We start from the raw sequence: 24,865 nt of genomic DNA, 5'->3' as shown, positions 1-24,865 counted from the left end.
GCTCAGCCGCAGGAGGCGGCGAGAGCGGAGTCCGTCCCCGGCAGCACCGGCGTGACCTGCGCGCTCAGTTCGGGGGTCCAGGGTGTGCGCACGCGGATGCTGGCGCTGGCCTGCTCGCCCGGAGCGAGCAACGACGACCAGATGAGAACCGGTCGACCCTGGTCGGTTCCGGACTGGAAGCCCGTGCCGTCCGAGTTCTCCGAGGAGAGCACGGAGGCGCCCTCGGGAAGATACAGATACCCCGTCGTGCGGGTCAGCCCCGCCTCGGTGCCGAAGCTGCCCCCTCCCGTGATGTAGGCGGGCAGGCTGGCCGCATCGGCAGGCGCATCGTTGGTGAGCGATACGTCGAGCACGGCTTCGCTCTCCCCGCCCTGCGCGGTGCACCACTGCACTCCGGTGCCGACCTTCATGTAGTAGTCCATCTTCGAGCCGGTCGCGTCATTGAGATACACGCCGAAGCTCGTCCGCTCGCTGTCGGTCGCCGGCAGTAGACCCTGCAGGCTCGTGCCGTCGAGGATCGCCTGTTCCTCGGGTGCATTGCTCCAGATGAGCAGACGCTCCTCCTCGCCGGCCTTCGACAAGGCGGAGACGAGGGCCGATGGAGCGACGTCGCCCGCCGCCAGTTTGGCGAAGACGGATGCGGCGGCCACCTGGAAGAACGCGTCCTGGGTCTTCGGGTCGTAACGGAGATACACCTCGTTCAGCAGCAGCGGGATCGCGTTCTCGCTCGTGAGCTTGTCACCCGTCGGCAGCGCCACCGGCCCGGTTGCGGCCAGCATGTAAGACAGGGTGACGGGATCGAGCGAGATCACGCCATCGACGCGGACGCCATACTGTCGCTCCCACATCGCCTGCGCGATCTGCGCCGCCAGGGGAAAGGACGCCACCTGCGTGGCGTTCTGCATGAAGCGCGCCGGCCGTGTGTCCATGAAGCCGGTGATATCGGGACCGAGATCGATCACGGGGTCGCGATACCGAGTGATGTCACCGGAGGCGGATGCCTGGGCCGCGAGAGAGATCTGACCGTTCTCCGTGTGCACGAGAGCCATGGCGCCGACGATGCCGCCGAGCGAACGCCACTCGGCGTTGTTCTGGAAGACGACGAGGTAGTTGCGCGGACCGTCTGCGCCGAGGATGGCCGGCATCAGCGCCGTCGCGCGGCTGACCGCATCCGAGCCCGTCTCGACGGACGCGAGCAGCCCGGATACGTCCTCGACGGCCTTCGCCACCGGGGGGAGCAGGGCGGCGCGGTCGATGTCGTCGACGGCATCCGATGCGAGAGCCACCTGCGCGGTGGTGCTCTGGGCCCCCTCGTGCATCTCGCCGAACCCGCTGACATCGATGCGTCCGTCGACCGGCTTCAGCGCACCGGCCGAGAAATCCGACGCGACGCGCACGAGGGGAGTCAGCGCCTTCCCGGCCACGTCGTCGACGGCCGCGGTGACGGTGGCGACGGCCGAGGCTGGTCCCCGACCCACGGCAGGACCTCGGCCGCCCGCCACACGGGGTCCGAGGTCAAGGAGCGCGCGGCCGCCGTGTCCGCGGCGATGTCGGCCAACCGTGCGATAGCCGCATCCGTGTCGTCGAGGTTGCGGGTGACCTCTCCCGCGGCGCGCTGCGCCGCGGACAGATGGCCGTAAGCGAGGTACCCCCGCACTCCCAGCCAGGCTGCTGCCGCGACGAGGAGGACGAGCAGGGCGAGCAGCACCCAGATGAGAATCCGTCCGGCCGTTCTGGCGGGCGCCGGCAGCAGGGGATTGGTCACGCCTTCACCTTAAGCGGTCATGCCGCGCCGCTAGAGTGGGAAGTCCACCTCACCCCGGGAGTCGCCATGCGCCGCAGACACTGGACACCCGTCGCGGTCGTCGCTCCGCTGCTGGCCACGGCCCTGGTGACCGGATGCGGTCCGGCGCCGTGGAACACCGGCGGCCAGACGCCGAGTCCGACGGCGGCGTCGCGTTCGAGCACCCCCGTTCCGACACCCGTCACCAACGATCTGTCCAGCGGTTCGACGCAGCGCGTCGTGCCCGCCGGCGCGGTCAGTGCGACGATCAACTACTGGTCGACGCTGTCCATGGACCGCTGGACGGCCACAGCTCTGAAGCCCGTCAGCATCTCGATGGTGACCACCGTCACCCCCAACGACGGCCAGAAGGTCTTCCTCCAGAAGGCGACCATGGTCGCCGTCCCCGGCAACGCTTCGCGCTCCTTCGACCCCCTCCAGCCCCAGACCGACCAGTCGTCGGTGAGTCCCGGCTACCTGGTTCTCGACCCCTACAGTTACTCGCAGACCTTCAACATCGGTGACGTACCGGCCGAAGCGACGTTCGTGCAGGTGCAGTTCACCTACGACTTCCTCGTGCAGACCACGCCCACCTCGGCCGAATACGCCAAACAGACCGCCAGCGACACGCTGACGATCGCCATCGCAGGGGCATCGCAGGACTGACCGGGATTCCGTGCATGGCGCACGGGGGTGGATCGCGTATACTTTCGGCGCTGACCCTGGGGTTTTCTAGAAACGGGCCGGCACCGACCCGAAATCCTGTGAGCCTCGTGAGGCCACGTCTCCGAGGAGCGCCCTGTGAGAATCCCCTTCGCCGATCGCGGTATGCGTCGGCTCTGCGTGGGGGCCGCTCTCGCCCTCGCGAGCACCCTGGCTCTGACCGGGTGTTCGCAGATCGTCGATGGTTTCAACTCCCTGCAGGGCACCAACACTGCCGTGCAGCCGACGACCGTCGTGCCCTCGCCCGCCCCCTCGGCGAGCATGGCGTTCAACTCGCAGTTCACGTACGACGGGTCGGTCGAGCTGCGCAGCGACGTGGCGCAGGATCTCGAGCTCGTCCTCAATGTGTGGGCGGTCGACCCCAAGCGCACCCAGGAGTGGACCGCGAACAACGAGAAGGTCTTCGGCTTCGCGGTCAACGTCTACGACCACCGCGTCGATGAGAAGGCGGTGCTGACGGACAAGCGCCGGGTCTACATCTCCTCGGTGCAGATCAACTCCACCACGACGCAGACCTCGAACCAGATGCAGTCGCCCTACCAGTTCAGCGCCGACCCGCGCACGCTGGTTCCCAGCGACACCCTGCGCTCCGACCGGGGACTGCTGCTCAACAGCTTCCAGGGTGGGCTCTACGTTCCCCAGCAGAGCATCCACCAGCTGCCGGCGGACACGTTCGGTCTCACTCTCGAGTTCGCACTGACGATCTCGGTCGAGGGCACCGCCAACACGGACACCTCGTTCCAGCAGCAGACGGTGTACCAGTACCTGCCGATCGCGATCTTCCCCGGCTGAGCCGACGACCACCGGCGCTGATCTTGCGCCAATCTTGCGCTGAGCTTCTCGCCGGACCCTCCGTGATCTTGCGGTTGAGCGTGCAGTCTGGACTCATCGCACGAACAGCGTGCTGATCCCCGCCGCATCGCGGCCCATGAACGTCAGGAAGTGATCACTGTGTCGGACCCCCGCATGGCGTATCAGCAGGTGCCCTCACAGGAGCTGGAGCCCGTGTACCCGGCGATGGCGCCCGGCGCCGATCTCGAGACGCACTTCGAGCAGGACTTCATGTCCGTGCTCGAGAACTCGACCACGCACCGCTCCACGATCGGATGCGTCATCCCCGCCTACAACGAGGAGGAGTCGATCGCGGATGTGATCGAGGCCCTGCTCGCCCAGACGCGGGTGCCCGATGTCATCCACGTCGTGATCAACAACACGTCCGACAACACGGCGAAGATCGCGTCGGAGTATGCCGGCCCGCACGAGATCATGACCGACCTCGGCGAGCAGTTCACCGAGGTCTTCGTGCACGACATCGGCAAGAACCCCGACAAGAAGGTCGGCGCACTCAACTACGGCTACTCGCTCGTCGAGGGATGCGACTATCTCCTCGGTGTGGACGGCGACACGATCGCCGAACCGCGCGCCGTCGAGTACCTCGAGACCGAGGCCGTCAGCGACTCTCGCATCGGAGGCATCTCGGCGATCTACACGATCGACGATCGCCCCATCAAGGGGCTCACGGCCAAGTGGCTCATCGCCGGCCAGCGCACCCAGTTCGCGGCCTTCAACCTGCAGAACCTCCTCCGCGGCCGCAACATGGCCGTGCTCGGTGGCCAGTTCTCGATCTTCTCGACCAACGCCCTGCGTGACGCGATGAAGCAGAACCACCAGAACACCCCGTGGGTGAAGGACAGCGAGGTGGAGGACTCGCTGCTCTCGCTGCAGATCAAGAGCGCCGGTTACCTCACCAAGATCAGCCCCTACGCGCGCGCCGCGGTGGGCGGTATGACGACCCTCAAGGGATACGACGCGCAGCAGGTCAAGTGGACGTTCGGCGCGATCGAGCTCATGTGGCCCGGGCAGCGCGGCGACACCAAGGGACAGCCGTTCCACCCGAACCTGCGCCTGCGCTGGTTCGAGAACTTCGGCATGCTCACCAACCTCTTCGTCCGTGTCGCCTTCCTCGTGCTGCTCGCCGGTTCGCTGTCGATCAACGCCTTCGTCTTCTCGCCCCTGTGGCTGATCCCCGTGCTGACGGCCGTGCTGCTGAACCTGCGCATCGCGCGCACGATGAAGTACTGCAATCAGCGCGACATCCTCTTCGCCCTGCTGGTCTTCCCCGCGGAGATCTTCATGTGGATCCGCCTCAGCCACTTCCTCCGCTCGTGGACCCGCTTCCTCTCGCGGAAGAAGGTCGACAACTGGGCGATGCAAGCGAAGGCGGAGCGCGGCGGCGGGTCGATCGGCCACTGGACGCCCTTCATCCTGCTGGCCGCAGCACTGGTCGCCATGGCGATCATCTGGAACATGCTGGGCCCGGTCGTGCAGTCCTCCATCCTCTGGATCGGATGGCCCATCGTCGGCGTCGTGACGGTTCTGCAGACGCTGCTCATGTTCTCGAAGCTGCTGCGTCGGTACCAGGGCTACAAGGTCTGACCCGCACCAGATGAACGAAGAGGGCTCACGGTTTCCCGTGAGCCCTCTTCGTTCGTCACCTGCCTGATCAGGGGGCGAGCAGCTCGGTGGTCAGTCGGTACCCGACGCCGCGCACGGTCTCGATGTAGCGCGGGTTGCTCGGGTTGTCGCCGAGCTTGCGGCGGAGATTCGTCATATGGGCTTCGACGGCGCGCTTGTCGGCCTCGCCCACGTAGTAGGACGTGACGTACGACTCGCCGCGCAGCACGAGGGTCAGATCGGCCTTGCTGCGCACGCGCCGCTTGGACTCGAGGAGCGTCGCCAGCAGATCGAACTCGGTACGCGTCAGCTCGATCTGCTGACCGTTGACGAGCACGATGCGCGTCTCCGGGTTTAGCTGGAGGTCGCGGTGCGTTACCCAGAACCCGCCGCCGGGGACGAGAGCGCCAGAGGCCTGAGGGGAGAGCTCGACTCCCGCTCCGGGCGCGGCGGACGCAGGCTGCTGAGGCTGGAGATTCGGCGGCGTGGCGTAGGTCATGCGGTCGGCCGGCATCGCGGCCTCCGGCGGGTAGGAGCTCTCCTCGATGTGCACCGGCGCGGGGGGCTGTCGGACCTCGGGCTGCACGGGGATCGACTGCGTCTGCGGCCGCGCTCCGGGGAACGACGGACCGACGCTCTCCTGTCGACGGGTCTGGCCCGCGGGCTCCGGGCGGGGCCTGCGCAGCAGTGCTTCGACGCGGGCGCGGAACTCCCGAGGACGGAACGGCTTCACGATGTACTCGTCGGCGCCGGCACCGAGCCCCAGGACGACGTCGGCCTCATCGGCGAGCCCGGTCAGCATGATGATGAAGGTGTTCGACTTCTCGCGGATGCGCCGGGCGGCCTCGAAGCCGTCGATGCCGGGCATGTTGACGTCGAGGGTCGTGATGAGCGGCTGGTAGGCGAGCACGGCCCGCACGCCGTCGATGCCGTTTCCGACCGAGACGGTGGAGAAACCCGCCGCCTCGAGCACCTCGGCCAGGAGGTGGCGCACATCGGGATCGTCTTCGACGATGACCGCGGTCTTCTGCCCGTCAGAAGCGTCGCTCATGAGTCCGGCATCCTCGATTCTCGGTTCAAGGCCGCGGCTCGTGGCACCGCACGCGTCGCCATTGTTCCATATCCGCCGGATTACCCGCGATTCACCGCGGATACCATGGCGTGCGCGGTCAGAGCACGTTGCGCGTGAGCTGTACGGAACCGTCCGGCCACCACGAACCGGCGCGCGGACCGCCGTTGCACACGCCGTCGCTCTCTCCGGGCGGTTTGATCCACAGGTTCGTGTCGACGACGTCGTCGCCGTATGTTCCGCCGGCCTCGCCTACGAGCGCCGTGGGGTCGTTGCACCACTCGCTCGTGGAGGTGCCGGCGCCGTTGCGAGACGTGTCGATGAGGGCGTGGCTGCCGCCGAGGAGCTGCGACACTTCGTGCGCGTAGGCGAACTCGTCGGTGGTGGGGTTGTAGTTCGACACGTTGGTGGCGAAGCCTCGCACCTTGTCGGTGACCCCGACTCGCTGGATGAGAGAGGCCATCTCCGAGGCGGGACGCCAGTTGGAGTGGCCGCCGTCGAGGTACACCCACGTGTCGACACCGACCAGTCGCAGCGCGGCATCGTGGAGTGCGCTCATCCGCTGGTCGATGTTGGCATCGCAGTCCGGTGCCTGGGCGAGGCTGTCCGGCTCGAGGACGACGATCTTCTGCACGTCTTTCACACTCGCCAATGCCTGGCCGATCTCCGCCGTCCACGTGGCGTAGGAGGCGTCGTCCAGCCCGCCCGCGGACTGGCTGCCGCAGTCGCGCTCGGGCAGACCGTAGACGACCACGGCGAGCGCGGCATCCTGATCGCGGGCCTCGGCCGCGAGGTTCAGGATGCGGGGACCCGCGTCGCCGATCGGGTCGATCTCGGGAGTGAGCCAGTACGCGGTCGGCTGGGCGGCGAGGTAGTCGGCCGCCGCTTGCGCGTCGGAGTCCAGCCCGCCCTCGGTCGCGGCCTTGCTGGCCTTGGACTCCTCGGGCACGACGATGCGTGTGCCCACGCCCGGTGCCTGCGCGCCGAGGAACTGGAGCCCGGAGGTGATCGCCCATCCCACGACTCCGATGGCCGTGATCACGATCACCAGGCTCGCCGCCAGCACGGTGATCAGCAGCCAGCGGGGGAAGGTGCGCCGACGCCCACGGGCGGGCCTTGCTGGCGTGGAACTCACGCAAGGACTGTACCGTGCGACCGCGCTACCCTGACTGCAACGACCGGAAGGACACAGGATGTCGGACTCGATCATCGTGGGCGTGACGGATGCGGACAGCTCGCAGCGTGCGGTCGACTGGGCGGCGGCCCGTGCGCGCCGCGGCGGGGAGTCTCTCGTGCTCTTCTCCGTCGTGGGCGGTGCCACCGGAGCCGTGGGTGAGGACGACGTGCTGACGGCGGCTGTCACCGCGACGCGTGAGCGCCTCGAACAGCAGGCGGGCCTCTTGCGGTCGGCGGGTGTCTCGTGCGAGGTGCGCGTTTCTCACGGCAATCCGGTTGCGGAGCTCGTGGAGGCGTCGAAGGACGCGCGGCTGCTGGTGATCGGCGGAGAGAAGCGCGCACAGGGCCGTCGTGGTCAGCACGGCTACCGCATCGCGGCCGGATCGCACTCGCCGGTCGTCGTGGTGCCGCTGGATGCGCCCGCTGACGGCGCGGGCGTCGTGGTCGGTGTCGACGGCTCCGAGGTCTCCGATGCGGCCGTGGCGTTCGCGGCGTCCGAAGCGGAGCGTTTTGGTGAGACCCTCACGATCGTCTCGGCGTGGATGCCGGTCGCTGTTCCCGGCGACTTCGGCGTGTACCCCGACCTCTATCTCACCGACCTCAACGCGATCACCCAGTCCGCCGTCGACCGCGTCGCGGAAACCGTGGGCGAGGCGTATCCGGATCTCGACGTGCAGACCCGCGTCGTCGAGGGCGATCCCGCGGCGGCGATCGCGGATGCGGCGGGTGCGGCCCGCCTCGTCGTCGTCGGCTCCCACGGGCGCGGAGCCTTCGCCCGCTTCCTTCTCGGCTCGGTCAGCGAGGAGGTCGTGTCGCAGGTGACGACCGCGACAGCCGTCGTCCGCTGAGCGGATCTCCACAGTTCCGGCGCGTATGCGTCGCAGGCGCCCGCGCGGGACTACCTTTGTGCCACCACGGTAGGCGGACGAAGGAGTCCTCATGGATCGTGCAACACAAGTAGCTGTCACCGCTCTCGGCCTGCTCGCTCTCATCGCGGTCGCCGTCGGCATCTTCGCCGCGGGGGCCCTTCCCGGGCTCGAGCTCCACGCTCAGCGCGCCGCGAGCCTCGTCCCCTTCGTCGTCGCCACGCTGGCCGTGCTGGGCGCGCTCGCGCTGACGGTGTCACGGCGTCGCCTCCACCGCTGACCGGCCTCGCCGCGAAAAGCGGAGAGGCCCTCTGCGGCCTGGGGGAACCGGAGAGGACCTCTCATCACACGGGCGGAACGCTCCGTGCCTTCACGCGCCGTCGGTGACCCGAACACGTCCGGCGTGCGGTGTTGCCCCACCAGTATGGGAAGTGAGCCGCTCCGGGCGGAGGGGCTTGACAACGGCCCCGCAGTCCGTGCGTCATCCGACGCGCCGCGTCACACGATCGTCATCCTTTCTCAGTAGCATGGCGCTCATGGCGCGCGAGGGGCAACGCAATCCGGAGCCGGGCGGGTCCCGATGGCTCATCTACATCGGGGTGGCGCTGCTGGCGCTCGGGGTGGGAGCCCTCGTGTACGCCTCGATCATCAGTTACCTCAACGCCATCCTCTAGCGGCGGCTGCGTCCGTCCGTGCGTGCAGCAGTTCGCGCGGCAACGACGCGTCCTCCCGCCGCGAGCGTGCGCGCACGCGGGTGCTCGTCGGCCGAGTGGCCGTTGCACACCCGCTGTGTGACCGGTAACATTTATTTCGGCCGGCCGGGTATGGGACCCCGCGGGCCACGAGACCAATGGAGCACCCGTGACAGGCAGCGCAGCCACGCCCTTCCCCTCTGACGTCCAGACGGCCATCGACGCCGTTCGCGAGGATGTCGCGACTCTGCACGGCGAACTGGTGCGTTACGGACTGGTGGTGTGGACAGGTGGCAACGTCTCCGGTCGCGTGCCGGGTGCCGACCTATTCGTGATCAAGCCGTCCGGTGTCTCCTACGACGACCTGACGGCGGCGAACATGATCCTCTGCGATCTCGACGGCAATGTGATCGCCGGCACGCCCGGGAGCGAGCGTTCGCCGTCCAGCGACACCGCCGCGCACGCCTACGTCTACCGCAACATGCCGGACGTCGGCGGGGTCGTGCACACGCACTCCGACTACGCGGTCGCCTGGGCCGCCCGCGGCGAGGAGATCCCCTGTGTCATCACCGCGATGGCCGACGAGTTCGGCGGCCCCATCCCGGTCGGACCGTTCGCGATCATCGGCGACGACTCGATCGGTCGCGGGATCGTCGAGACGCTGCGCGGGCACCGCTCCCGCGCGGTGCTGATGCGCAACCACGGCCCGTTCACGATCGGAGTGAGCGCGAAGGATGCGGTCAAGGCGGCCGTCATGGTCGAGGACGTCGCGCGTACGGTGCACATCGCACGTCAGGGCGGAGAGCTCGTGCCCATCCCGCAGGAGGCGATCGACAGCCTCTACGCGCGGTATCAGAACGTCTACGGACAGAGCGGGGACGATCGGCGATGACCGCTGCAGACGCCATCACGGCGGGGCGCACCTGGCTCGGCATCGAGCTCGGCTCCACCCGCATCAAGGCATGCCTGATCGACGACGCGGGCGCGGTGATCGCCGTGGGCGCTCACGCGTGGGAGAACAGCTACGTCGATCGCCTCTGGACCTACTCCCTGGACGAGGTCGTCGCCGGCCTCCAGACCGCGTACGCCGCGCTCGTGGCCGATGCGATCCAGCGGCACGGCGTTCGCCCGGAGACCCACGCCGCCATCGGCGTCTCCGCCATGATGCACGGCTATCTCGCGTTCGACGCATCCGGTGAGCTGCTCGTGCCCTTCCGCACGTGGCGCAACACCAACACGGGCCCCGCAGCCAGCGCGCTGAGCGAACTCTTCGGCGTTAACATCCCGTTGCGCTGGTCGATCGCGCACCTGCATCAGGCGGCCATCGACGCCGAGCCGCATGTGCCGCACATCGCCTCCATCACCACCCTCGCGGGCTATGTGCACCGCCGCCTCACCGGGCGGTCGGTGCTCGGTGTGGGCGACGCGTCAGGCATGTTCCCGATCGACGCGGTCACGCGCGACTACGACGCGGACCTGCTCGCCCGCTACGACGCGCTCGGCGCCATCGATCGTCCGCTCGTCGACATCCTTCCGGAGGTCCTTCCCGCCGGTCACGAGGCAGGCGCGCTCACCCCCGAAGGTGCGGCGCTGCTCGATCCCTCCGGAGTGCTCCGTGCCGGCATCCCGCTCTGCCCGCCCGAGGGCGACGCCGGGACCGGCATGGTCGCCACCAACGCGGTGGCACCGCGCACCGGCAACGTGAGCGCCGGAACCAGCATCTTCGCCATGGTCGTCCTGGAGCGCCCCCTCGAGCGCGTGCATCACGAGCTCGACCTCGTCACCACACCCGCGGGAGATCCCGTGGCGATGGTGCACTGCAACAACGGCGCGAGCGAGCTCGCGGCATGGGTCGAGATGTTCTCCCGTTTCTCGGCCGCATCCGGCCAGTCGCTCGATGCGGACGCCGTGTTCGAGACGCTCTTCCGCGAGGCTGTCGGCGGCGAAGCGGATGCGGGTGGTCTTCTCGCCTACAACCACCTCGCGGGCGAGCCCATCGCCGGACTCGAGGAGGGGCGTCCACTCGTCGTGCGCACGCCCGACAGCCGTCTGACTCTCGCGAACTTCATGCGGGCCCAGCTGTACGGCGTGTTCGGCACCCTGGCGTTGGGCATGCGGGTGCTCGCCGAGGAGGGCGTCGCGCTCGATCTGATGTTCGCCCACGGCGGCATGTTCCGCACGGCCGGTGTCGCTCAGCGCTTCCTCGCCGGGGCGCTCGCGGCCCCTGTCGCGGTGGGGGAGACCGCATCCGAAGGCGGCGCCTGGGGAATCGCGGTGCTCGCCGCGTATCTCGGCGAATCCGACGAACTCGATCTGTCCACCTACCTCGAGCGCCGCGTGTTCGCCGGCGCCGCGACCTCGACCGCGGAGCCCGACGCCGACGACGTCGCCGGCTTCGCCGCCTACCTCGAGCGTTACCGGTCCGGCCTCGCCATCGAAGCCGCCGCCGTCGCCGCGCTCTGAAAAACCGAAAGAGAGAAATCCATGCCTCGTACCCCCTTGTCCAGCTCCCTCGACGGCTACGAGGTCTGGTTCGTCACCGGCAGCCAGAACCTCTACGGCGAGGAGACCCTCAAGCAGGTCGCCGAGCAGTCGCAGGCCGTCGTCGCGGGCTTGGGTGAGCTTCCCGTGAAGGTCGTCTGGAAGCCCGTGCTGAAGGACGCGGACTCGATCCGTCGGATGGCGTTGGAGATCAACAGCCGCGACGACGTCATCGGCGTGATTGCCTGGATGCACACCTTCAGCCCCGCCAAGATGTGGATCTCGGGCCTCGACGCCCTCCAGAAGCCGCTGCTGCACCTGCACACGCAGGCCAACGTCGAGCTGCCGTGGGCCGACATCGACTTCGACTTCATGAACCTGAACCAGGCCGCGCACGGCGACCGCGAGTTCGGTTACATTCAGACGCGACTCGGCGTTGCCCGCAAGACCGTCGTGGGTCACGTCTCGAACCCGGTCGTCCGCCAGCAGATCGAGGACTGGGAGCGCGCCGCCGCCGGCTGGGCTGCGGTTCGCACGCTGAAGCTCGCCCGTTTCGGCGACAACATGCGCTACGTCGCCGTCACCGAGGGGGACAAGACCGAGGCCGAGCTGCGCTTCGGCGTCCAGGTGAACACCTGGGGCGTCAACGAGCTGGCGGATGCGGTCGCCGCCGCATCCGAGTCCGACATCGACGCTCTCGTGGCCGAGTACGAGGAGCTGTACGACGTCGTCGACGAGCTGCGCGCGGGCGGCGGGCGGCACCAGTCGCTGCGTGACGGGGCCGCGATCGAGCTCGGTCTGCGCTCGTTCCTCGAGGAGGGTGGCTTCGGCGCCTTCACGACGAGTTTCGAGGACCTCGGCGCCCTGAAGCAGCTTCCGGGGCTGGCCGTCCAGCGCCTCATGGCCGAGGGATACGGCTTCGGCGCCGAGGGCGACTGGAAGACGGCGATCCTCGTGCGTGTGGCCAATGTCATGGGTGCGGGCCTGCCCGGCGGCGCGAGCCTCATGGAGGACTACACCTACGACCTCGTGGCCGGCGACGAGAAGATCCTCGGCGCGCACATGCTGGAGGTCGCCCCGTCGCTGACCACCGCCAAGCCGCGGCTGGAGATCCACCCGCTCGGCATCGGCGGCAAGGACGACCCGGTGCGCCTCGTCTTCACGGCCGACCCGGGCTCCGCCGTCGTCGTCGCCATGAGCGACATGCGCGACCGGTTCCGTCTGGTGGCCAACGTGGTCGAGAACGTGTCCGCGCCGGAGCTGCCGAAGCTGCCCGTGGGTCGCGCGGTGTGGAAGCCTGCTCCCGACTTCGCGACCTCCGCCGCCTGCTGGCTCGCGGCGGGAGCCGCCCACCACACGGTGATGTCGACCGCCGTCGGCATCGAGGTGTTCCGGGACTTCGCCGAGATCGCGAAGACCGAACTCGTCGTCATCGACGAGTCGACGACGGTGCGTGACTTCCAGCGTGAGCTGCGGTGGAACCAGGCGTACTACCGTCTCGCGCAGGGCCTGTGATGACGGGGTCGGTGCCGTTGTCGGGCACGCAGCACCTGCTGCGCTCGGGTGACGTCGAGGCGAGCATCGCGAGCGTCGGCGCATCCCTTCGCACCCTCACCTACGCCGGACGCGACCTCGTCGTCCCCTTCGGGGCGGACGAGGTCCGCCCCGCCTACCGTGGTGCGACGCTCGCCCCGTGGCCCAACCGGGTCGTGGACGGTCGCTACACCTTCGGGGGTGAGGAGTACCGGCTCGCCCTGACCGAGCCCGCACGCGGGCATGCGCTGCACGGACTCGCGGCATGGCTCGACTACACCGCGATCGACAAGGGCTCCGACCACGTCACCCTGTCCGCCGTGGTCGAGGCGCAGGACGGCTATCCGTGGCGTGTGCGCGTGGAGACGCGTTTCGCGTTGGATGCGGATGGCCTCAGGCAGACGGTGACCGCGGTCAACGAGTCCGACACGGCCGCGCCGTACGGCACAGGGCCGCATCCGTATCTGGTGGCAGGCGACGGCCTCGTCGACGACTGGACGTTCGAGCTGCCCGCCGCCGAGGTGCTGCACGTCACGGAGGATCGACTGGCGCCGACCGAGCTGCGAGCGGTCGAGGCGGATGATCCGTCGCGGTTCGACTACCGCACCGCACGACGGATCGCCGCGGCCGAGATCGATCACGCCTACACCGGACTCATCCGCGATGCGGACGGCTTCGCGACGGTACGCCTGACGGATGCGAACGGCTACGGCGTGGCCATGACGTGGGATGCGGCGTGCCCCTGGGTCCAGGTGCACACGGCCGATCGCCCGGGTCTCTCGGGACACCGCGTGGGGCTCGCGATCGAGCCCATGACGTGCGCGCCGGACGCGTTCAACGCGGACCGGTACCCGTACGACGCGGGCCTCCAGGTGCTCGAGCCCGGCGGTTCGCTCTCGGCGAGCTGGTCGATCCGCGCCATCTGACCGGTCACGCCCCGCCACCACGACACGTTCGCCTGTCACAGATCGCGCCTGCGGCGTCGATCTGTGACAGGCGAACGTTGCTTGCGGGGACGCGGAAGGCCCCGGAGAAGGACGAATCCTTCTCCGGGGCCTTCGACGACAGGGATGCGCGATGACGCCTGTGGGCGTCAGCTGTCGCGCAGGTTCTCCTTGACTTCGTTGCGGCGCTCGACCGACTCCTTCTCGGCCTCGGCCTTCCTGACGTTCGCGTCGGCCTTGGCCTCGTCGATCTTGTCGCCGATGCGGTCCGTGGTGTCGTCCCACTTGTCCTTGAGCTTGCGACCGGCGGTCTCCGCCGTCTCCTTCGCATCATCGATGAAACCCATGATGTGCTCCCTTCGTCGAGGTGTGCCGACAGGCTAATCCGCCCATCCGGCGGGCTCGGTGGGGTTGCACCGAATGGGTCTGGTTGCTAGCGGCGCTCGGGGTGCATACTCGGCTCATGCGCTTCGAGACGACCATGTCGCAGTTCGGGAACAACACGGGTATCGAGGTTCCCGGGGAAGTGATCGAGGAGCTCGGCGGCGGCCGTCGTCCCGCGCTGGTGGTGACCGTCAACGGGTACACGTATCGCTCGACCGTCGGGGTGATGGCCGGCAAACACCTGATCCCGTTCAGCGCGGACAAGCGGCGTGAGACGGGCATCGGCGGTGGCGATGCCCTCACTGTCGACGTCGAACTCGACACCGCTCCGCGCACCGTCGACGTGCCGGAGGATCTCGCCGCGGCGCTGGCGTCCGCGGCGCTCCGCCCCGCCTTCGACGCTCTGTCACCGAGTGCGCAGAAGGCCCATGTCACCGCGGTGACGGGCGCCAAGGCGGCCGAGACGCGTCAGCGCCGTATCGACCGCGTGCTCGAGTCCTTGAGTTGAGCCGCCGCGGGCGCTTTTCCCCGTTCTCGCCCCGTGAGTCGCCGAGACCCCTCCGATAGAATCGAGGGAGGGGGTGCTGTGGCATCACGAGCGGACGAACCGACGGATCACAAGGGACTCGGAGCCTTGTGGGCCGCACGCGCGTCGCGCCCGAAACTCGCCGATGTCGTGGCCGAGGGTGTCTACATCGCTGCGGCCGCGACACGTCTGTCGTTGAAGAACCACATCCTCGTGGACATCCTCTCCGCCGGAGAAGGATTCGACGCCGATCGGTTCGTGCCCGACGCGAAGGACGCGCTGCTGAAGCTCGCCGAGGAGGCGGAGGCGGACGCCGAGCGCGCGGAGCGGGAGCGCAAGCTGGCCCGTGGCCGCTTCAGCGACTCCGGGGGCACGCACGACTATCGCAGCCGTGATGTGCGCAACCTCCGGCGCCGGCGCAAGCAGTCCCTGCGCATCGCCCAGGAGCTCCGCGAGCGCGCGGAGGACCTCGACGGGCTCCGTGAACTGGTGGAGGCCGCGCGCGAGGCGGCCTGGGCAGAGGTCGCGCGCAACATCGACAGCTCCCTACGGATCGAGGCCGCCCGGCCCGACCTCGAGCCGGGCTACGACAAGATGCGGCAGGCGCGGATGCAGAGCCTGCGGCTCGTCGACCTCCCCCGTCTCGCCGCGCACCGGCGCAGGCTGAACGCGAAGGACGAGGATGCGGCGCCCGCGGTCTCCGCTGGCACCGAGCGGCGGGGCGGGATCGACGTCAGCGAGCTGGAGTAGCCGGCTCGATTCGCGAGCAACCCCGGTTGTGTTGTAGTCTCTCCTAGTGCCCGCGCGCAGGAATGCGACGGGAAACATGCGCCCGTAGCTCAATGGATAGAGCATCTGACTACGGATCAGAAGGTTAGGGGTTCGAGTCCCTTCGGGCGCACACTGTGTTGAGACAGTAGCGGCCCGGCCAGGAAGAGATTCCGGCCGGGCCCTTTTTCTCGCCCGCGCGCGGACGCGCTTGGCGTGCGATCACACGTCAGATCGTCGTCATGGAAGCGGGCCGGATGCTCGCAGCATCCTGAATCGAAACCTGATCGTTGCGCTTTCGCCCGTAGGGCAGGCGGTGTCCAGGCTACCGAGGGGCGCGTGTGCTCCTGCCCGACACATTCCCGGTACCGTCGTGCGCGTGGACTTCTTCCGATGGGTCAGTGAGCTTAGCTGGTCGGGCTTCATCCCGGATCTGATTGTCGGTCTCGGCACGGGCGTTGCAGTCGGTCTGGTGCTCGTGGGCTTCGAGCGTCGCCTGATCGATCAGCGTAAGCAGTCTGAAGACGGCAGATGGGCCGCAAGACTCGAACGAGTGGAAGTGGCGCTGACCTCCCCGATTCCGTTCACATCCAAGTCGTTTCGACCTGATGGCGACATTGTGGAGCACATCGAGCGGCTGTGTGACGACATCGCGTCGATCCACCCGAAGGTCGCCGCTGGCCTCCCTGAGCTGATGTTTCTGAGCCCGCTCCTCGAAAAGCTCGACGCGCTTCGCCTCGTCGCGGACCGGCTGGAACGGGCGATGGAGGAGATGCTCACGCGCCCACTACCGTCCACCGATCACGAGGGCTTCCTATTGAGGTTCGCGTCCGATTTTGCGCCGCAGCTGCGGGATCGGGTCCGCGAGGTTGATCCGTACGCGCCACGGGTAGACCTCACTCCCTCCGAGCCCAGTTGGAACGTAGTCAGAATCCGGATGCAGAAAGACACAACGTTTCACGTCGAGGCCGACCACTACCGGTCACTGCTCCGCCAGATCGAAGCTTTCAGATCCGGATTCGTCGGTTACCGCACATGTCTGCGGTGGGAGGGGCATAAGCGAACTTTGGAGCGGATTAAGGCTCCGAACTACACTCATCCCACGCCTCGACAGATCGACAAAGAGAACGAAGCGCTGCGGAAGTTGACGGAGCCTGTTCTTCACGAGATGTTGCAGAGCGCTTATGCCACCGTTCCAGGCGACTAGAGTCGCGAGCGGTCGGAACCTTGCTGCTCGACGGGAGCCCCCGTCACCGTGAGCTGCGACAGGTCAACGTGAACCATGAATACGTCGGAACTATTTAAGCTGACTGCTCATCGACCAGTGTCTCCCGGGCCGTGCGTCCAGCTGGCGTCCACTTGAGTACATCGCCGTTATCTAGGGCGACACGCCGGGGATGTCGGCGGGCGCACCGGTCGCGTTGTCGATCAGCACGATGTGACCGGCGGTATCGCGCGCGATCGTGAGGTCTGTGCCGACCGGCATGTAAAGGACGGGCAGAATCGCCGGTTCGATGTACACGACCGTGTTGAAACTTGCCACCGTCAAGTTCGCCGGATCGTTGATGTAGTCGTCGTCGTCGATCGCTGAGAGGAAGCGCCAGCCGGTATCGACGGCGTCCACCGCCTCCGCGCGGAATGCCCAGCGCAGCGGGGCGCGCTGCTCCAAGACGTTCTTCGAAACGATGGACCCGCCGGCGTCCTTCACGAACTCGGGGATGTTGTGCGACATGGTCGCCATTGTGTCTGACGCAGGATGGCGTCGCAGAGCGGAGTGGCTAGCATGTGCACCATGGACGCCCTCCAGCAGTTCGTCGATGAGTGGGGCCGCCGCTGGGAGGCGGCGCTCGTCGACGCCATCGGGTCCCTTCCCGGTGAGGTGGCCGCCGGACGTATCTACGCCGCGGCGATCACGGTGGCGGACGGCAACACCGTGCCCGCCCTGTTCGTGCACACCGAGAGCCGACTCGCCGAGGTCGCGGATGCCGGCGGCGATCCCGAGGATGCCGCGTACTACCGCTGGTGGCCCGACGAGTCCGGCATCGAGGTCGAGAGCGACGAGCTCCCGGCGCTGGCTGCGGAGCTGGACGAGTGGGCCGATGCGCATCCGGAGTTCAGCGCCGACCCCGACGACGACCTCGCGTGGAGCGACCGGTGGATCGCGGAGACCGATCGGATCCTCATCCGTGCGCTCGGCTCGGATGCGGTACGCCGGGCCTTCGCGGCGATCGGCGCCGATCCCGTGCTGGTCGTCACCGAGGCCGACGGTGAACAGGCCCGCGCGAGCGCCGCCTTCGACGTGCTCAACGCGCACCGCGACGACGCCGCCGCCCGTGACGCGCGGGCGTTCTGGCAGGCCGTCGACGGCTGAGGCGGTCACCGCGCGACCCCGTCACGGCGTGGGGGCGTACTCTGGCGATATGCCGATGAAGCCGCCGACGGCCAATATCGATGAGACCCGCGTACACGTGTCGCGACCGAAGAAGGTCGCGGTGGGCGTGCCGGCCGTGCTGCATGCGCTCCAGATCGCGAACGAGCAGATGGGCCTCAAGCGATCCGCCGAGACCCTGCTCCGCGTCAACCAGAAGGACGGGTTCGACTGCCCCGGCTGCGCGTGGCCGGAGGAGGACAAGCGGCACGTCGCCGAGTTCTGCGAGAACGGCGCCAAGGCGGTCGCCGAGGAGGCGACCGTGCGTCGCGTCGGGCCGGAGTTCTTCGCCGCTCACTCGATCGCCGACCTGCGCGGGGGCGACGACTGGTGGCTCGGCCAGCAGGGGCGGTTGACGCATCCGATGGTGCTCGACGAAGGTGCCACGCATTACCGTCCGATCTCGTGGGATGCGGCGCTCGAGATGATCGCGGACGAGCTCAAGACGCTGTCGCACCCCGACGAGGCGGTGTTCTACACGTCGGGACGCACCTCGAACGAGGCGGCGTTCCTGTACCAGCTGCTCGTGCGCGGTCTCGGCACGAACAACCTCCCCGACTGCTCCAACATGTGCCACGAGTCCAGCGGCTCGGCGCTGACGGAGACGATCGGCATCGGCAAGGGCACCGTCTCGATCGAGGACATCCACGAGGCGGACCTGCTGATCGTCGCCGGCCAGAACCCCGGCACGAATCATCCCCGCATGCTGTCGGCGCTCGAGAAAGCGAAGCAGCGCGGCGCGCGCATCATCGCCGTGAACCCGCTGCCCGAGGCGGGGCTCATGCGGTTCGAGAACCCGCAGACGCCGCGTGGAGTGGCCTTCGGCGGCACGAAGCTCGCGGACCGCTTCGTGCAGATCCGCTCCGGCGGCGATCAGGCGCTCTTCCACGCGATCGGCAAGCATCTGCTCGAGGCGCAGGACCGTGACGGCGACGTGCTGGACACGGCCTTCATCAGCGCCCACACGAGCGGGTTCGAGTCGTACCGCCGGCAGATGGCGGATGCGCAGTGGTCGCAGCTGGAGGAGGCCGCCGGCCTCGGCGAGCAGGAGCTGCGCGCGATCGGCGACGAGGTGCGCGCCTCGAAAGCGACGATCGTGTGCTGGGCGATGGGACTCACCCAGCACAAGCACTCCGTACCCACCCTCCGCGATGTCGTGAACGTGCTGCTGCTGCAGGGCAACATCGGTCGCCCCGGGGCGGGCGTCTGCCCCGTGCGCGGCCACTCGAACGTGCAGGGCGACCGCACGGTCGGCATCTACGAGAAACCAGCGGATGCGTTCCTCGACGCTCTCGATCGGGAGTTCTCGTTCGCAGCGCCTCGCGCGCACGGCTTCGACACCGTCGCCGCCATCCGCGCGATGCGCGACGGCAAGGTGCGCTTCTTCATGGGCATGGGCGGCAACTTCGTGTCGGCCACTCCCGACACGGCGGTCGTCGAGGCGGGAATGGCGGGCGTGGGCCTCACCGTGCACGTGTCGACAAAGCTCAACCGCTCCCACGTCATCACCGGCAGCCGCGCGCTCATCCTTCCCACACTCGGACGCACCGACCGCGATCGTCGCGGCGGCCGCGAACAGCGTGTCACGGTGGAGGATTCGATGGGTGCCGTGCACGCCTCGCGCGGCCGGCTCGCCCCGCCCTCCGAAGACATGCTCAGCGAGGTCGCGATCATCGCGCGGCTGTGCGCGCTCCTCTTCGACGGCGGGTCCTCGCCCCAGGATGCGCCGGCAGCCCATCACGGCGACCATGAACGTACCCTTCCCGAGCACGGGACGGTGGAGTCCGAAGGCCCGGATGCGGCCGGTCTTCACGACCCGGCCAATGTGCCGCAGGCGGACTGGGCCGCCCTCGAGGCGGACTATGCGCTCATCCGCTCGCACATCGAACGGGTGATCCCGGGGTTCGAGGACTACGAGAGCCGCATCCAGAAGGGACGCACGTTCTTCCTGCCGAACGGCCCGCGCGACGAGCGTCGGTTCGCGACGATCGATGGCAAGGCGCGCTTCACGGTCAATCCGCTGGAGTACCCGCACATCCCCGCCGGGCGCCTGCTGCTGCAGACGCTGCGCTCTCACGATCAGTACAACACCACCGTCTACGGCAAGGACGACCGGTACCGAGGGATCCACGGGGGCCGTCGCGTCGTGCTCGTCAACGCCGACGACACCCGCGAGCTCGGCTTCGCGGAGGGGGAGATCGTCGACCTCGTCTCCGAATGGACGGATGCGGACGGCAGCCTCCAGGAGCGCCGCGCCGAGAGCTTCCGCATCGTCTCCTACGACACGCCCCGTCAGAACGCGGCTGCCTACTACCCCGAGACGAACGTGCTCGTGCCGCTCGAATCGGTCGCCGATGTCAGCGGCACGCCCACCTCGAAGGCGGTCATCGTGCGCCTCGAGCACCGCTGAGCGCGGCATGGGACGACTCACCGAGCGCACCCCGGTCACGCGCATCGCCTTCACGGACGACGGCGTCGCGACGCGGCGTCGCGCCGACACGGTCGTGGTGGAGGAGCCGCTGGAGGTGCGCGTGGGCGGGGAGCCGCTCGTCGTCACGATGCGCACGCCCGGTCACGATCTCGAGCTGGCCGCCGGTTTCCTCACGGGGGAGGGGGTCATCGCCACCGGCGCCGACGTCCGCAGCGCGATCCACTGCGGGGGCCCGGGGAGCACCCCCGTGGGTGCGCCGCAGAGCGAGAACACCTACAACGTGCTCGACATGGCGCTCGCGCCCGGGCGTGAGATCCCCGCCAGGGATGCGGCCCGCGCCTTCTATACGACGAGCTCCTGCGGCGTCTGCGGTGCCGCATCCATCGAGCAGATCACCAAGGTCTCGCGATTCGACCTGGCCGCCGACGAGAGCCGCGCGTCCGCGCGGTGGCTCGCCTCGCTGCCGGACGCGCTGCGCCGTGGGCAGGCGCTCTTCGAGAAGACGGGTGGCCTGCACGCCGCGGCGCTCTTCGACATCGCGACGGGGGAGCTGCTGGTGCTGCGCGAGGATGTGGGGCGCCACAACGCGGTCGACAAGGTGATCGGCTGGGCGCTGCTCGCCGACCGGCTGCCCCTGTCCGGCACGGTGCTGCAGGTGTCGGGTCGCGCGAGCTTCGAGCTCGTGCAGAAGGCGATCATGGCGGGCATTCCCGTGCTGGCCGCGGTCTCGGCGCCCTCCTCGCTCGCGGTGGAGCTGGCGTCGTCGATGCACCTCACACTCGTGGGGTTCTCACGCGGCACCTCGCTCAACGTCTACGCGCACCCCGAGCGGGTCACCGTCGAGGAGTGACGCCACCGCATCCAGGCGCCCGAGCGTAGGCTGGAAGGGTGAGCGCATACGTTTCGGCGTTCGAGTTGTTCTCCATCGGTGTCGGACCCTCGAGCTCCCATACCGTCGGACCGATGCGTGCCGCCGGTGTCTTCGCCCGGCGGCTCGCGGATGCGGGGCTGCTCGAGCGCGTGCATCGTGTGGGATGCGAGCTGTTCGGTTCCCTGGGTGCGACGGGCATCGGACATGGCACCCCCGACGCGATCGTCGCGGGGCTGGCGGGCCACCGCCCCGAAACGGTGGATCCGGAGCTGGTGCGAGGAGCCTGGTCCACGCTGGGGGACGACGGGTCGCTCGCGCTCGTCGGCATCCATCCGATCCGCTTCCAGCTCGCGGACATCGTGCTCTCGCCCCGTGTGCGTCGTCCCGAGCACCCCAACGCCCTCACGCTGACGGCATGGGATGCGGCGGGAGAGATCGTCGCGAGCGAGACCTACTTCTCGATCGGCGGCGGGTTCATCCGCCGCGACGGCGAGGCGGCGCAGGCGCCCGCAGCCGTGCCCTACGCCTACACCAGCGCCGCCCAGCTGCTCGCGCTCTGCGCCGAGACCGGCCTCTCCATCGCCGAGATCGCCCGCCGCAACGAGCAGGCCTGGCGCAGCGAGGACGACGTGCGCACCGGACTCGACGCGATCTGGGGCGCGATGAGCGCCTGCATCACGGCCGGGCTCGCCCACGAGGGCGTGCTTCCCGGGCAGCTCGGCGTGAAGCGTCGCGCCGGCTCGTTGCGGGCGCAGCTCGAGAGCGCCCAGGCGATCGGCCACCGGGAGCTTCCCGGTGAATGGCTCGGCGCCTTCGCACTCGCCGTCAACGAGGAGAACGCCGCGGGTGGGCGGGTGGTGACGGCTCCCACGAACGGTGCCGCCGGCATCCTTCCCGCCGTCGCGATGTACTGGTGGCGCTTCCTCGCGGACGCGGGCGTCGGTCTCGACCGGGCGATCGCCGACGACGAGAGACCCCGCGGCATCCGACGTTTTCTGCTGACGGCCACCGCGCTCGGGTCCTTGTTCAAGGCGAACGCCTCCATCTCCGGGGCCGAGGGCGGATGCCAGGCGGAGGTCGGCTCGGCCTGCGCGATGGCGGCGGGCGGTCTCACCGCTGTCATGGGCGGTACCCCCGCGCAGATCGAGAACGCGGCCGAGATCGCCATGGAGCACCATCTCGGTCTCACCTGCGACCCCGTCGGAGGGCTCGTACAGATTCCGTGCATCGAACGCAATGCGATCGCCGCAGCCACCGCGGTCACCGCGGCCCGACTCGCGCTGCGCGGCGATGGGTCGCACTACGTCTCGCTCGACACGGTCGTCGAGACGATGCGTCAGACCGGGATCGACATGTCGACGAAGTACAAGGAGACGAGCGAGGGCGGTCTCGCCGTCAACGTCATCGAGTGCTGACCCGGCGCTCAGTCCCGACGTGGACGGAGCTTCTGTGTCAGCTCCAGCAGGGTTCGCAGCTCGTCGTCGTCCAAGCTCGACATGTGCTCGGCGATCGAGCGGCTGTGCACGGCCGCGATGGAGCGGAACAGCCGCGCGCCCGTCTCGGTGGCCCGCACGATGGCGCCGCGGCCGTCGTCGGGGTCGGTGCACTTCGACAGCAGCCCGCGCGCGACCATCCGGTCGACCAGGCGCGAGACGCTGGGCTGGCTGATGAGCATGTTGCGCGTCACATCCCGCAACCGCGCCGACATGTCGGGCGCGCGCGTGACGGTCAGGAGCACGTCGTACTCCCCCTGCTGCAGGCCGCTCTGCTCGAAGTCGGCACCCACCTCGGCGAAGATCTCGTGCTGGGCCCGGAACAGGCTCTCCCAGGCATCGATGGCCAGACGGCGGTCACTCATGCCCGATAGCGTACGCTGTGCCCGGCATAGGCTGGTGCCATGATCGCCGGGGCAATCACGCGCGCCATCGCCGCCGCATCCGCTCTCGCTCTCGCTTTCACCGTCGCGGGTTTCGCCGCCGTCCCCGAGGCTGTCGCGCCTCCGAAACCCGCGACCGTCGTCCAGGCCGGCGTCGACGACTTCGCGTTCCGGAGCCTCGACGTCGACTACACGCTGACCCGTGCGGACGACGGCACCTCCCGGCTCCACGTCGTCGAGCGCTTCGTCGCGGAGTTCCCCGAGACCGATCAGAACCACGGCATGCGCCGTGCCATCCCCGACACGTACAACGGGCAGCCGCTGCGTCCCGAACTGGTCTCCGTCACCGACGAGACGGGCGCGCCGCGCGATGCCGAGGTCGATAGTGACGACGGCACGTGGAGCGTGACGTCGCGCGTGGACGGTTTCGTGCACGGCGCACAGACCTACGTCTTCACCTACGACCTGAGCAACGTCGCCTGGTACTTCCCGAACACGGGGACCGAGGAGTTCTACTGGGATGTGAACGGCGTCGGGTGGGCGCAGAGCTTCGGCTCCGTCTCCGCCACGCTTCACGTGGATCCTGCGCTCGCCGATTCCCTCACCGGCCGGGCCGCCTGCTACGTGGGCGCGCAGGGGGATACGACCACGTGCCCGATCACTCTCGACACGGATGCGGCGGCCGCATCCGTGTCGGTGGCGAACGTCGCGCCCCGCCAGACGGTCACGCTGTCGGTGGGGTTCGCGCCGGGGACCTTCGCGATGTTCGACAGCAGCTACTTCGCCTCCGGGTGGGGCTGGGCCCAGAGCGGATCGTTCCTGGCACTGCTCGGGGCGTTCGCGTGGGCGATCGTCGTCTGGCGCCGCATCCTGCGCGACTCTCCCGGGCGCGGCGTCGTCATCGCGGAGTATGAGCCGCCGGCGGACGTCACGCCGTTGACCGCGGCCGTGCTGCTGTCGAAGCCGTCGAAGGCGGCGCCCGCGGCGCTCCTGGAACTCGCCGTGCGGGGAGCGATCCGTATCGAGGAAGTGCCGGGCGGCTCTCGGGCGCGGCCGAAACTGCGGGCCGTGCTGGTTGATCGCTCCCTCGCCGGCGAGGACGGCGCGGAGTTCATCGAGGGGCTGTTCGGTGAGAGCGCTCAGCCCGGTGCCGAGTTCGCGTTCGGTGAACGCAACACAGCGCTCGCTCAGGCCGCGGACGACATGCGCAGCTGGGCCGGTGCGGAACTGGTCGAGCGCGGCATCTACCGGACGGTGCGACGCGGGGTTCGTCCTCCGGTCGTCTGGGCGTTGGCCGCCGCGGCGGTGGCGACCGTCGTCACGGGAGCGTTGGCCTTGTCCGCACAGGTGTATCCGGCCGTCCCCCTCACCGTGCTGATCGTCGCCGTGGTGGTCGGGCTCGTCGGGCTGCTGCTGCTCTTTCACCGTCCGCTGAGCCCCAAGGGCGCCGAGACCCGAGAACGGCTCGCCGGTCTCCGGCTTTTCATCGGCTGGGCGGAGGCCGACCGCATCCGCATGCTGCAGTCACCCGAGACGGCCGAGCGGCTCCCGGTCGACACGACGGATGCGGCGGCGGTCCTCGCGATCTACGAACCGCTGCTGCCCTACGCGGTGGTGTTCGGTCTCGAGAAGCAGTGGGCCGCTCAGCTGGCCGTCTACTACGAGAGCACCAGCGCGCCGGTCTGGTACGCCGGGGCGGCCGCGTTCAACGTGAGCGCCTTCACGAGCGGCGTCAGTTCACTCTCGGCCGCGGCCACCTCCAGCTCGAGCAGCTCCGGCGGCTCGACCGGGGGCGGCTCCGCGGGCGGGGGCGGTGGCGGCGGCGGCGGAGGCGGCGTCTGAGCGCTCGGTAGAATGGGG

At 68.7% G+C, this 24,865-nt stretch carries 25 protein-coding genes and 1 tRNA gene; 19 read left to right on the top strand and 7 right to left on the bottom strand.

Annotation, left to right across the window (positions count from 1 at the left end; all coding sequences use genetic code 11):
* Positions 1 to 2 precede the first annotated feature (2 nt).
* Together AC1VNH_RS08345 and AC1VNH_RS08340 are read right to left on the bottom strand one after the other, a co-directional pair.
* Complete coding sequence (locus AC1VNH_RS08345; protein ID WP_483110852.1) at positions 3 to 1,478, bottom strand: DUF4012 domain-containing protein; 1,476 nt, start codon at positions 1,476 to 1,478, stop codon at positions 3 to 5.
* Positions 1,406 to 1,765 (bottom strand): hypothetical protein, encoded by a 360-nt coding sequence (locus tag AC1VNH_RS08340; protein ID WP_483110850.1) that lies wholly within the window; start codon positions 1,763 to 1,765, stop codon positions 1,406 to 1,408. The genes AC1VNH_RS08345 and AC1VNH_RS08340 overlap by 73 nt, the downstream gene beginning before the upstream one ends.
* Positions 1,766 to 1,831: 66 nt before the next feature.
* Here AC1VNH_RS08340 and AC1VNH_RS08335 point away from each other — a divergent pair, with 66 nt between their 5' ends.
* The 3 genes from AC1VNH_RS08335 (at position 1,832) to AC1VNH_RS08325 (ending at position 4,942) form a co-directional block, all read left to right on the top strand.
* On the top strand, positions 1,832 to 2,449 hold the full coding sequence (locus tag AC1VNH_RS08335) for a hypothetical protein (RefSeq protein WP_344229074.1): 618 nt from the start codon (positions 1,832 to 1,834) through the stop codon (positions 2,447 to 2,449).
* A 135-nt stretch (positions 2,450 to 2,584) separates the two neighbouring features.
* Positions 2,585 to 3,298, top strand: coding sequence for a fructose 1,6-bisphosphatase (locus AC1VNH_RS08330; RefSeq protein ID WP_483110849.1), 714 nt, complete (start codon positions 2,585 to 2,587; stop codon positions 3,296 to 3,298).
* 225 nt (positions 3,299 to 3,523) lie between these two features.
* The gene (locus tag AC1VNH_RS08325) at positions 3,524 to 4,942 is read left to right on the top strand and encodes a glycosyltransferase family 2 protein (RefSeq protein ID WP_483112710.1); all 1,419 of its coding nucleotides are present in this window, start codon (positions 3,524 to 3,526) and stop codon (positions 4,940 to 4,942) included.
* A gap of 67 nt (positions 4,943 to 5,009) precedes the next feature.
* On the opposite strand, the gene AC1VNH_RS08320 is transcribed toward AC1VNH_RS08325, so the two are convergent.
* A complete protein-coding gene (locus tag AC1VNH_RS08320) occupies positions 5,010 to 6,011 on the bottom strand; it encodes a response regulator transcription factor (RefSeq protein WP_483110848.1) in 1,002 nt (333 codons plus the stop codon).
* A gap of 118 nt (positions 6,012 to 6,129) precedes the next feature.
* A complete protein-coding gene (locus AC1VNH_RS08315) occupies positions 6,130 to 7,164 on the bottom strand; it encodes a glycoside hydrolase family 6 protein (RefSeq protein WP_483110846.1) in 1,035 nt (344 codons plus the stop codon).
* Positions 7,165 to 7,222: 58 nt separating this feature from the next.
* Between AC1VNH_RS08315 and AC1VNH_RS08310 the strand changes: the two genes are divergently transcribed.
* From AC1VNH_RS08310 to AC1VNH_RS08280, 7 genes are all read left to right on the top strand, one after another.
* A complete protein-coding gene (locus AC1VNH_RS08310; protein ID WP_483110845.1) occupies positions 7,223 to 8,053 on the top strand; it encodes a universal stress protein in 831 nt (276 codons plus the stop codon).
* 91 nt (positions 8,054 to 8,144) lie between these two features.
* Positions 8,145 to 8,351: a hypothetical protein gene (locus tag AC1VNH_RS08305; RefSeq protein WP_243233204.1), complete on the top strand. Its 207-nt coding sequence runs from the start codon at positions 8,145 to 8,147 to the stop codon at positions 8,349 to 8,351.
* Positions 8,352 to 8,607: 256 nt separating this feature from the next.
* Positions 8,608 to 8,745 (top strand): hypothetical protein, encoded by a 138-nt coding sequence (locus tag AC1VNH_RS08300; protein WP_243233206.1) that lies wholly within the window; start codon positions 8,608 to 8,610, stop codon positions 8,743 to 8,745.
* Between the two features lie 187 nt (positions 8,746 to 8,932).
* The gene (locus AC1VNH_RS08295; RefSeq protein ID WP_483110844.1) at positions 8,933 to 9,655 is read left to right on the top strand and encodes an L-ribulose-5-phosphate 4-epimerase; all 723 of its coding nucleotides are present in this window, start codon (positions 8,933 to 8,935) and stop codon (positions 9,653 to 9,655) included.
* A complete protein-coding gene (locus tag AC1VNH_RS08290; protein WP_483110843.1) occupies positions 9,652 to 11,226 on the top strand; it encodes a xylulokinase in 1,575 nt (524 codons plus the stop codon). The genes AC1VNH_RS08295 and AC1VNH_RS08290 overlap by 4 nt, the downstream gene beginning before the upstream one ends.
* A gap of 21 nt (positions 11,227 to 11,247) precedes the next feature.
* Positions 11,248 to 12,759: an L-arabinose isomerase gene (gene araA, locus AC1VNH_RS08285; protein ID WP_483110842.1), complete on the top strand. Its 1,512-nt coding sequence runs from the start codon at positions 11,248 to 11,250 to the stop codon at positions 12,757 to 12,759.
* Entirely contained in the window at positions 12,759 to 13,703 is a 945-nt protein-coding gene (locus AC1VNH_RS08280; protein WP_483110840.1) for an aldose 1-epimerase family protein, read from the top strand. Before araA ends, AC1VNH_RS08280 begins: the two co-directional genes overlap by 1 nt.
* 167 nt (positions 13,704 to 13,870) lie before the next feature.
* On the opposite strand, the gene AC1VNH_RS08275 is transcribed toward AC1VNH_RS08280, so the two are convergent.
* Positions 13,871 to 14,068 (bottom strand): hypothetical protein, encoded by a 198-nt coding sequence (locus tag AC1VNH_RS08275; protein ID WP_483110839.1) that lies wholly within the window; start codon positions 14,066 to 14,068, stop codon positions 13,871 to 13,873.
* A 116-nt stretch (positions 14,069 to 14,184) separates the two neighbouring features.
* On the opposite strand from AC1VNH_RS08275, the gene AC1VNH_RS08270 reads away from it, so the two are divergent.
* The 4 genes from AC1VNH_RS08270 to AC1VNH_RS08255 all read left to right on the top strand — a co-directional run bounded on the left by AC1VNH_RS08270 (position 14,185) and on the right by AC1VNH_RS08255 (position 16,606).
* On the top strand, positions 14,185 to 14,613 hold the full coding sequence (locus tag AC1VNH_RS08270) for a YdeI/OmpD-associated family protein (protein WP_483110838.1): 429 nt from the start codon (positions 14,185 to 14,187) through the stop codon (positions 14,611 to 14,613).
* A 126-nt stretch (positions 14,614 to 14,739) separates the two neighbouring features.
* Positions 14,740 to 15,381: an asparagine synthase gene (locus AC1VNH_RS08265; protein WP_483110837.1), complete on the top strand. Its 642-nt coding sequence runs from the start codon at positions 14,740 to 14,742 to the stop codon at positions 15,379 to 15,381.
* A 78-nt stretch (positions 15,382 to 15,459) separates the two neighbouring features.
* A tRNA-Arg gene (locus AC1VNH_RS08260) sits at positions 15,460 to 15,532 on the top strand.
* A gap of 246 nt (positions 15,533 to 15,778) precedes the next feature.
* A complete protein-coding gene (locus AC1VNH_RS08255) occupies positions 15,779 to 16,606 on the top strand; it encodes a hypothetical protein (protein WP_483110835.1) in 828 nt (275 codons plus the stop codon).
* A 171-nt stretch (positions 16,607 to 16,777) separates the two neighbouring features.
* Here AC1VNH_RS08255 and AC1VNH_RS08250 read toward each other — a convergent pair whose 3' ends face one another.
* On the bottom strand, positions 16,778 to 17,131 hold the full coding sequence (locus AC1VNH_RS08250; protein ID WP_483110834.1) for a DUF2185 domain-containing protein: 354 nt from the start codon (positions 17,129 to 17,131) through the stop codon (positions 16,778 to 16,780).
* A gap of 60 nt (positions 17,132 to 17,191) precedes the next feature.
* On the opposite strand from AC1VNH_RS08250, the gene AC1VNH_RS08245 reads away from it, so the two are divergent.
* From AC1VNH_RS08245 to AC1VNH_RS08230, 4 genes are read left to right on the top strand one after another with little or no spacing between them, the layout of a single operon-like run.
* On the top strand, positions 17,192 to 17,770 hold the full coding sequence (locus AC1VNH_RS08245; RefSeq protein ID WP_483110832.1) for a hypothetical protein: 579 nt from the start codon (positions 17,192 to 17,194) through the stop codon (positions 17,768 to 17,770).
* 49 nt (positions 17,771 to 17,819) lie between these two features.
* Positions 17,820 to 20,237 carry an FdhF/YdeP family oxidoreductase gene (locus AC1VNH_RS08240; protein ID WP_483110831.1) on the top strand — a complete coding sequence of 806 codons (2,418 nt, stop codon included), beginning with the start codon at positions 17,820 to 17,822 and terminating at the stop codon, positions 20,235 to 20,237.
* 7 nt (positions 20,238 to 20,244) lie between these two features.
* Positions 20,245 to 21,108 (top strand): formate dehydrogenase accessory sulfurtransferase FdhD, encoded by an 864-nt coding sequence (gene fdhD / locus AC1VNH_RS08235; protein WP_483110830.1) that lies wholly within the window; start codon positions 20,245 to 20,247, stop codon positions 21,106 to 21,108.
* 38 nt (positions 21,109 to 21,146) lie between these two features.
* On the top strand, positions 21,147 to 22,544 hold the full coding sequence (locus tag AC1VNH_RS08230; protein ID WP_483110828.1) for an L-serine ammonia-lyase: 1,398 nt from the start codon (positions 21,147 to 21,149) through the stop codon (positions 22,542 to 22,544).
* 8 nt (positions 22,545 to 22,552) lie between these two features.
* On the opposite strand, the gene AC1VNH_RS08225 is transcribed toward AC1VNH_RS08230, so the two are convergent.
* Positions 22,553 to 22,987 carry a MarR family winged helix-turn-helix transcriptional regulator gene (locus AC1VNH_RS08225; RefSeq protein WP_483110827.1) on the bottom strand — a complete coding sequence of 145 codons (435 nt, stop codon included), beginning with the start codon at positions 22,985 to 22,987 and terminating at the stop codon, positions 22,553 to 22,555.
* A gap of 39 nt (positions 22,988 to 23,026) precedes the next feature.
* Here AC1VNH_RS08225 and AC1VNH_RS08220 point away from each other — a divergent pair, with 39 nt between their 5' ends.
* The gene (locus AC1VNH_RS08220) at positions 23,027 to 24,847 is read left to right on the top strand and encodes a DUF2207 family protein (RefSeq protein ID WP_483110825.1); all 1,821 of its coding nucleotides are present in this window, start codon (positions 23,027 to 23,029) and stop codon (positions 24,845 to 24,847) included.
* The last annotated feature ends 18 nt before the right edge of the window (positions 24,848 to 24,865 follow it).

This window comes from Microbacterium sp. KU4F (genome assembly GCF_056868075.1).
Note: the sequence above shows the minus strand (reverse complement) of the source record. Positions and strands in the feature narration are given on the sequence as shown.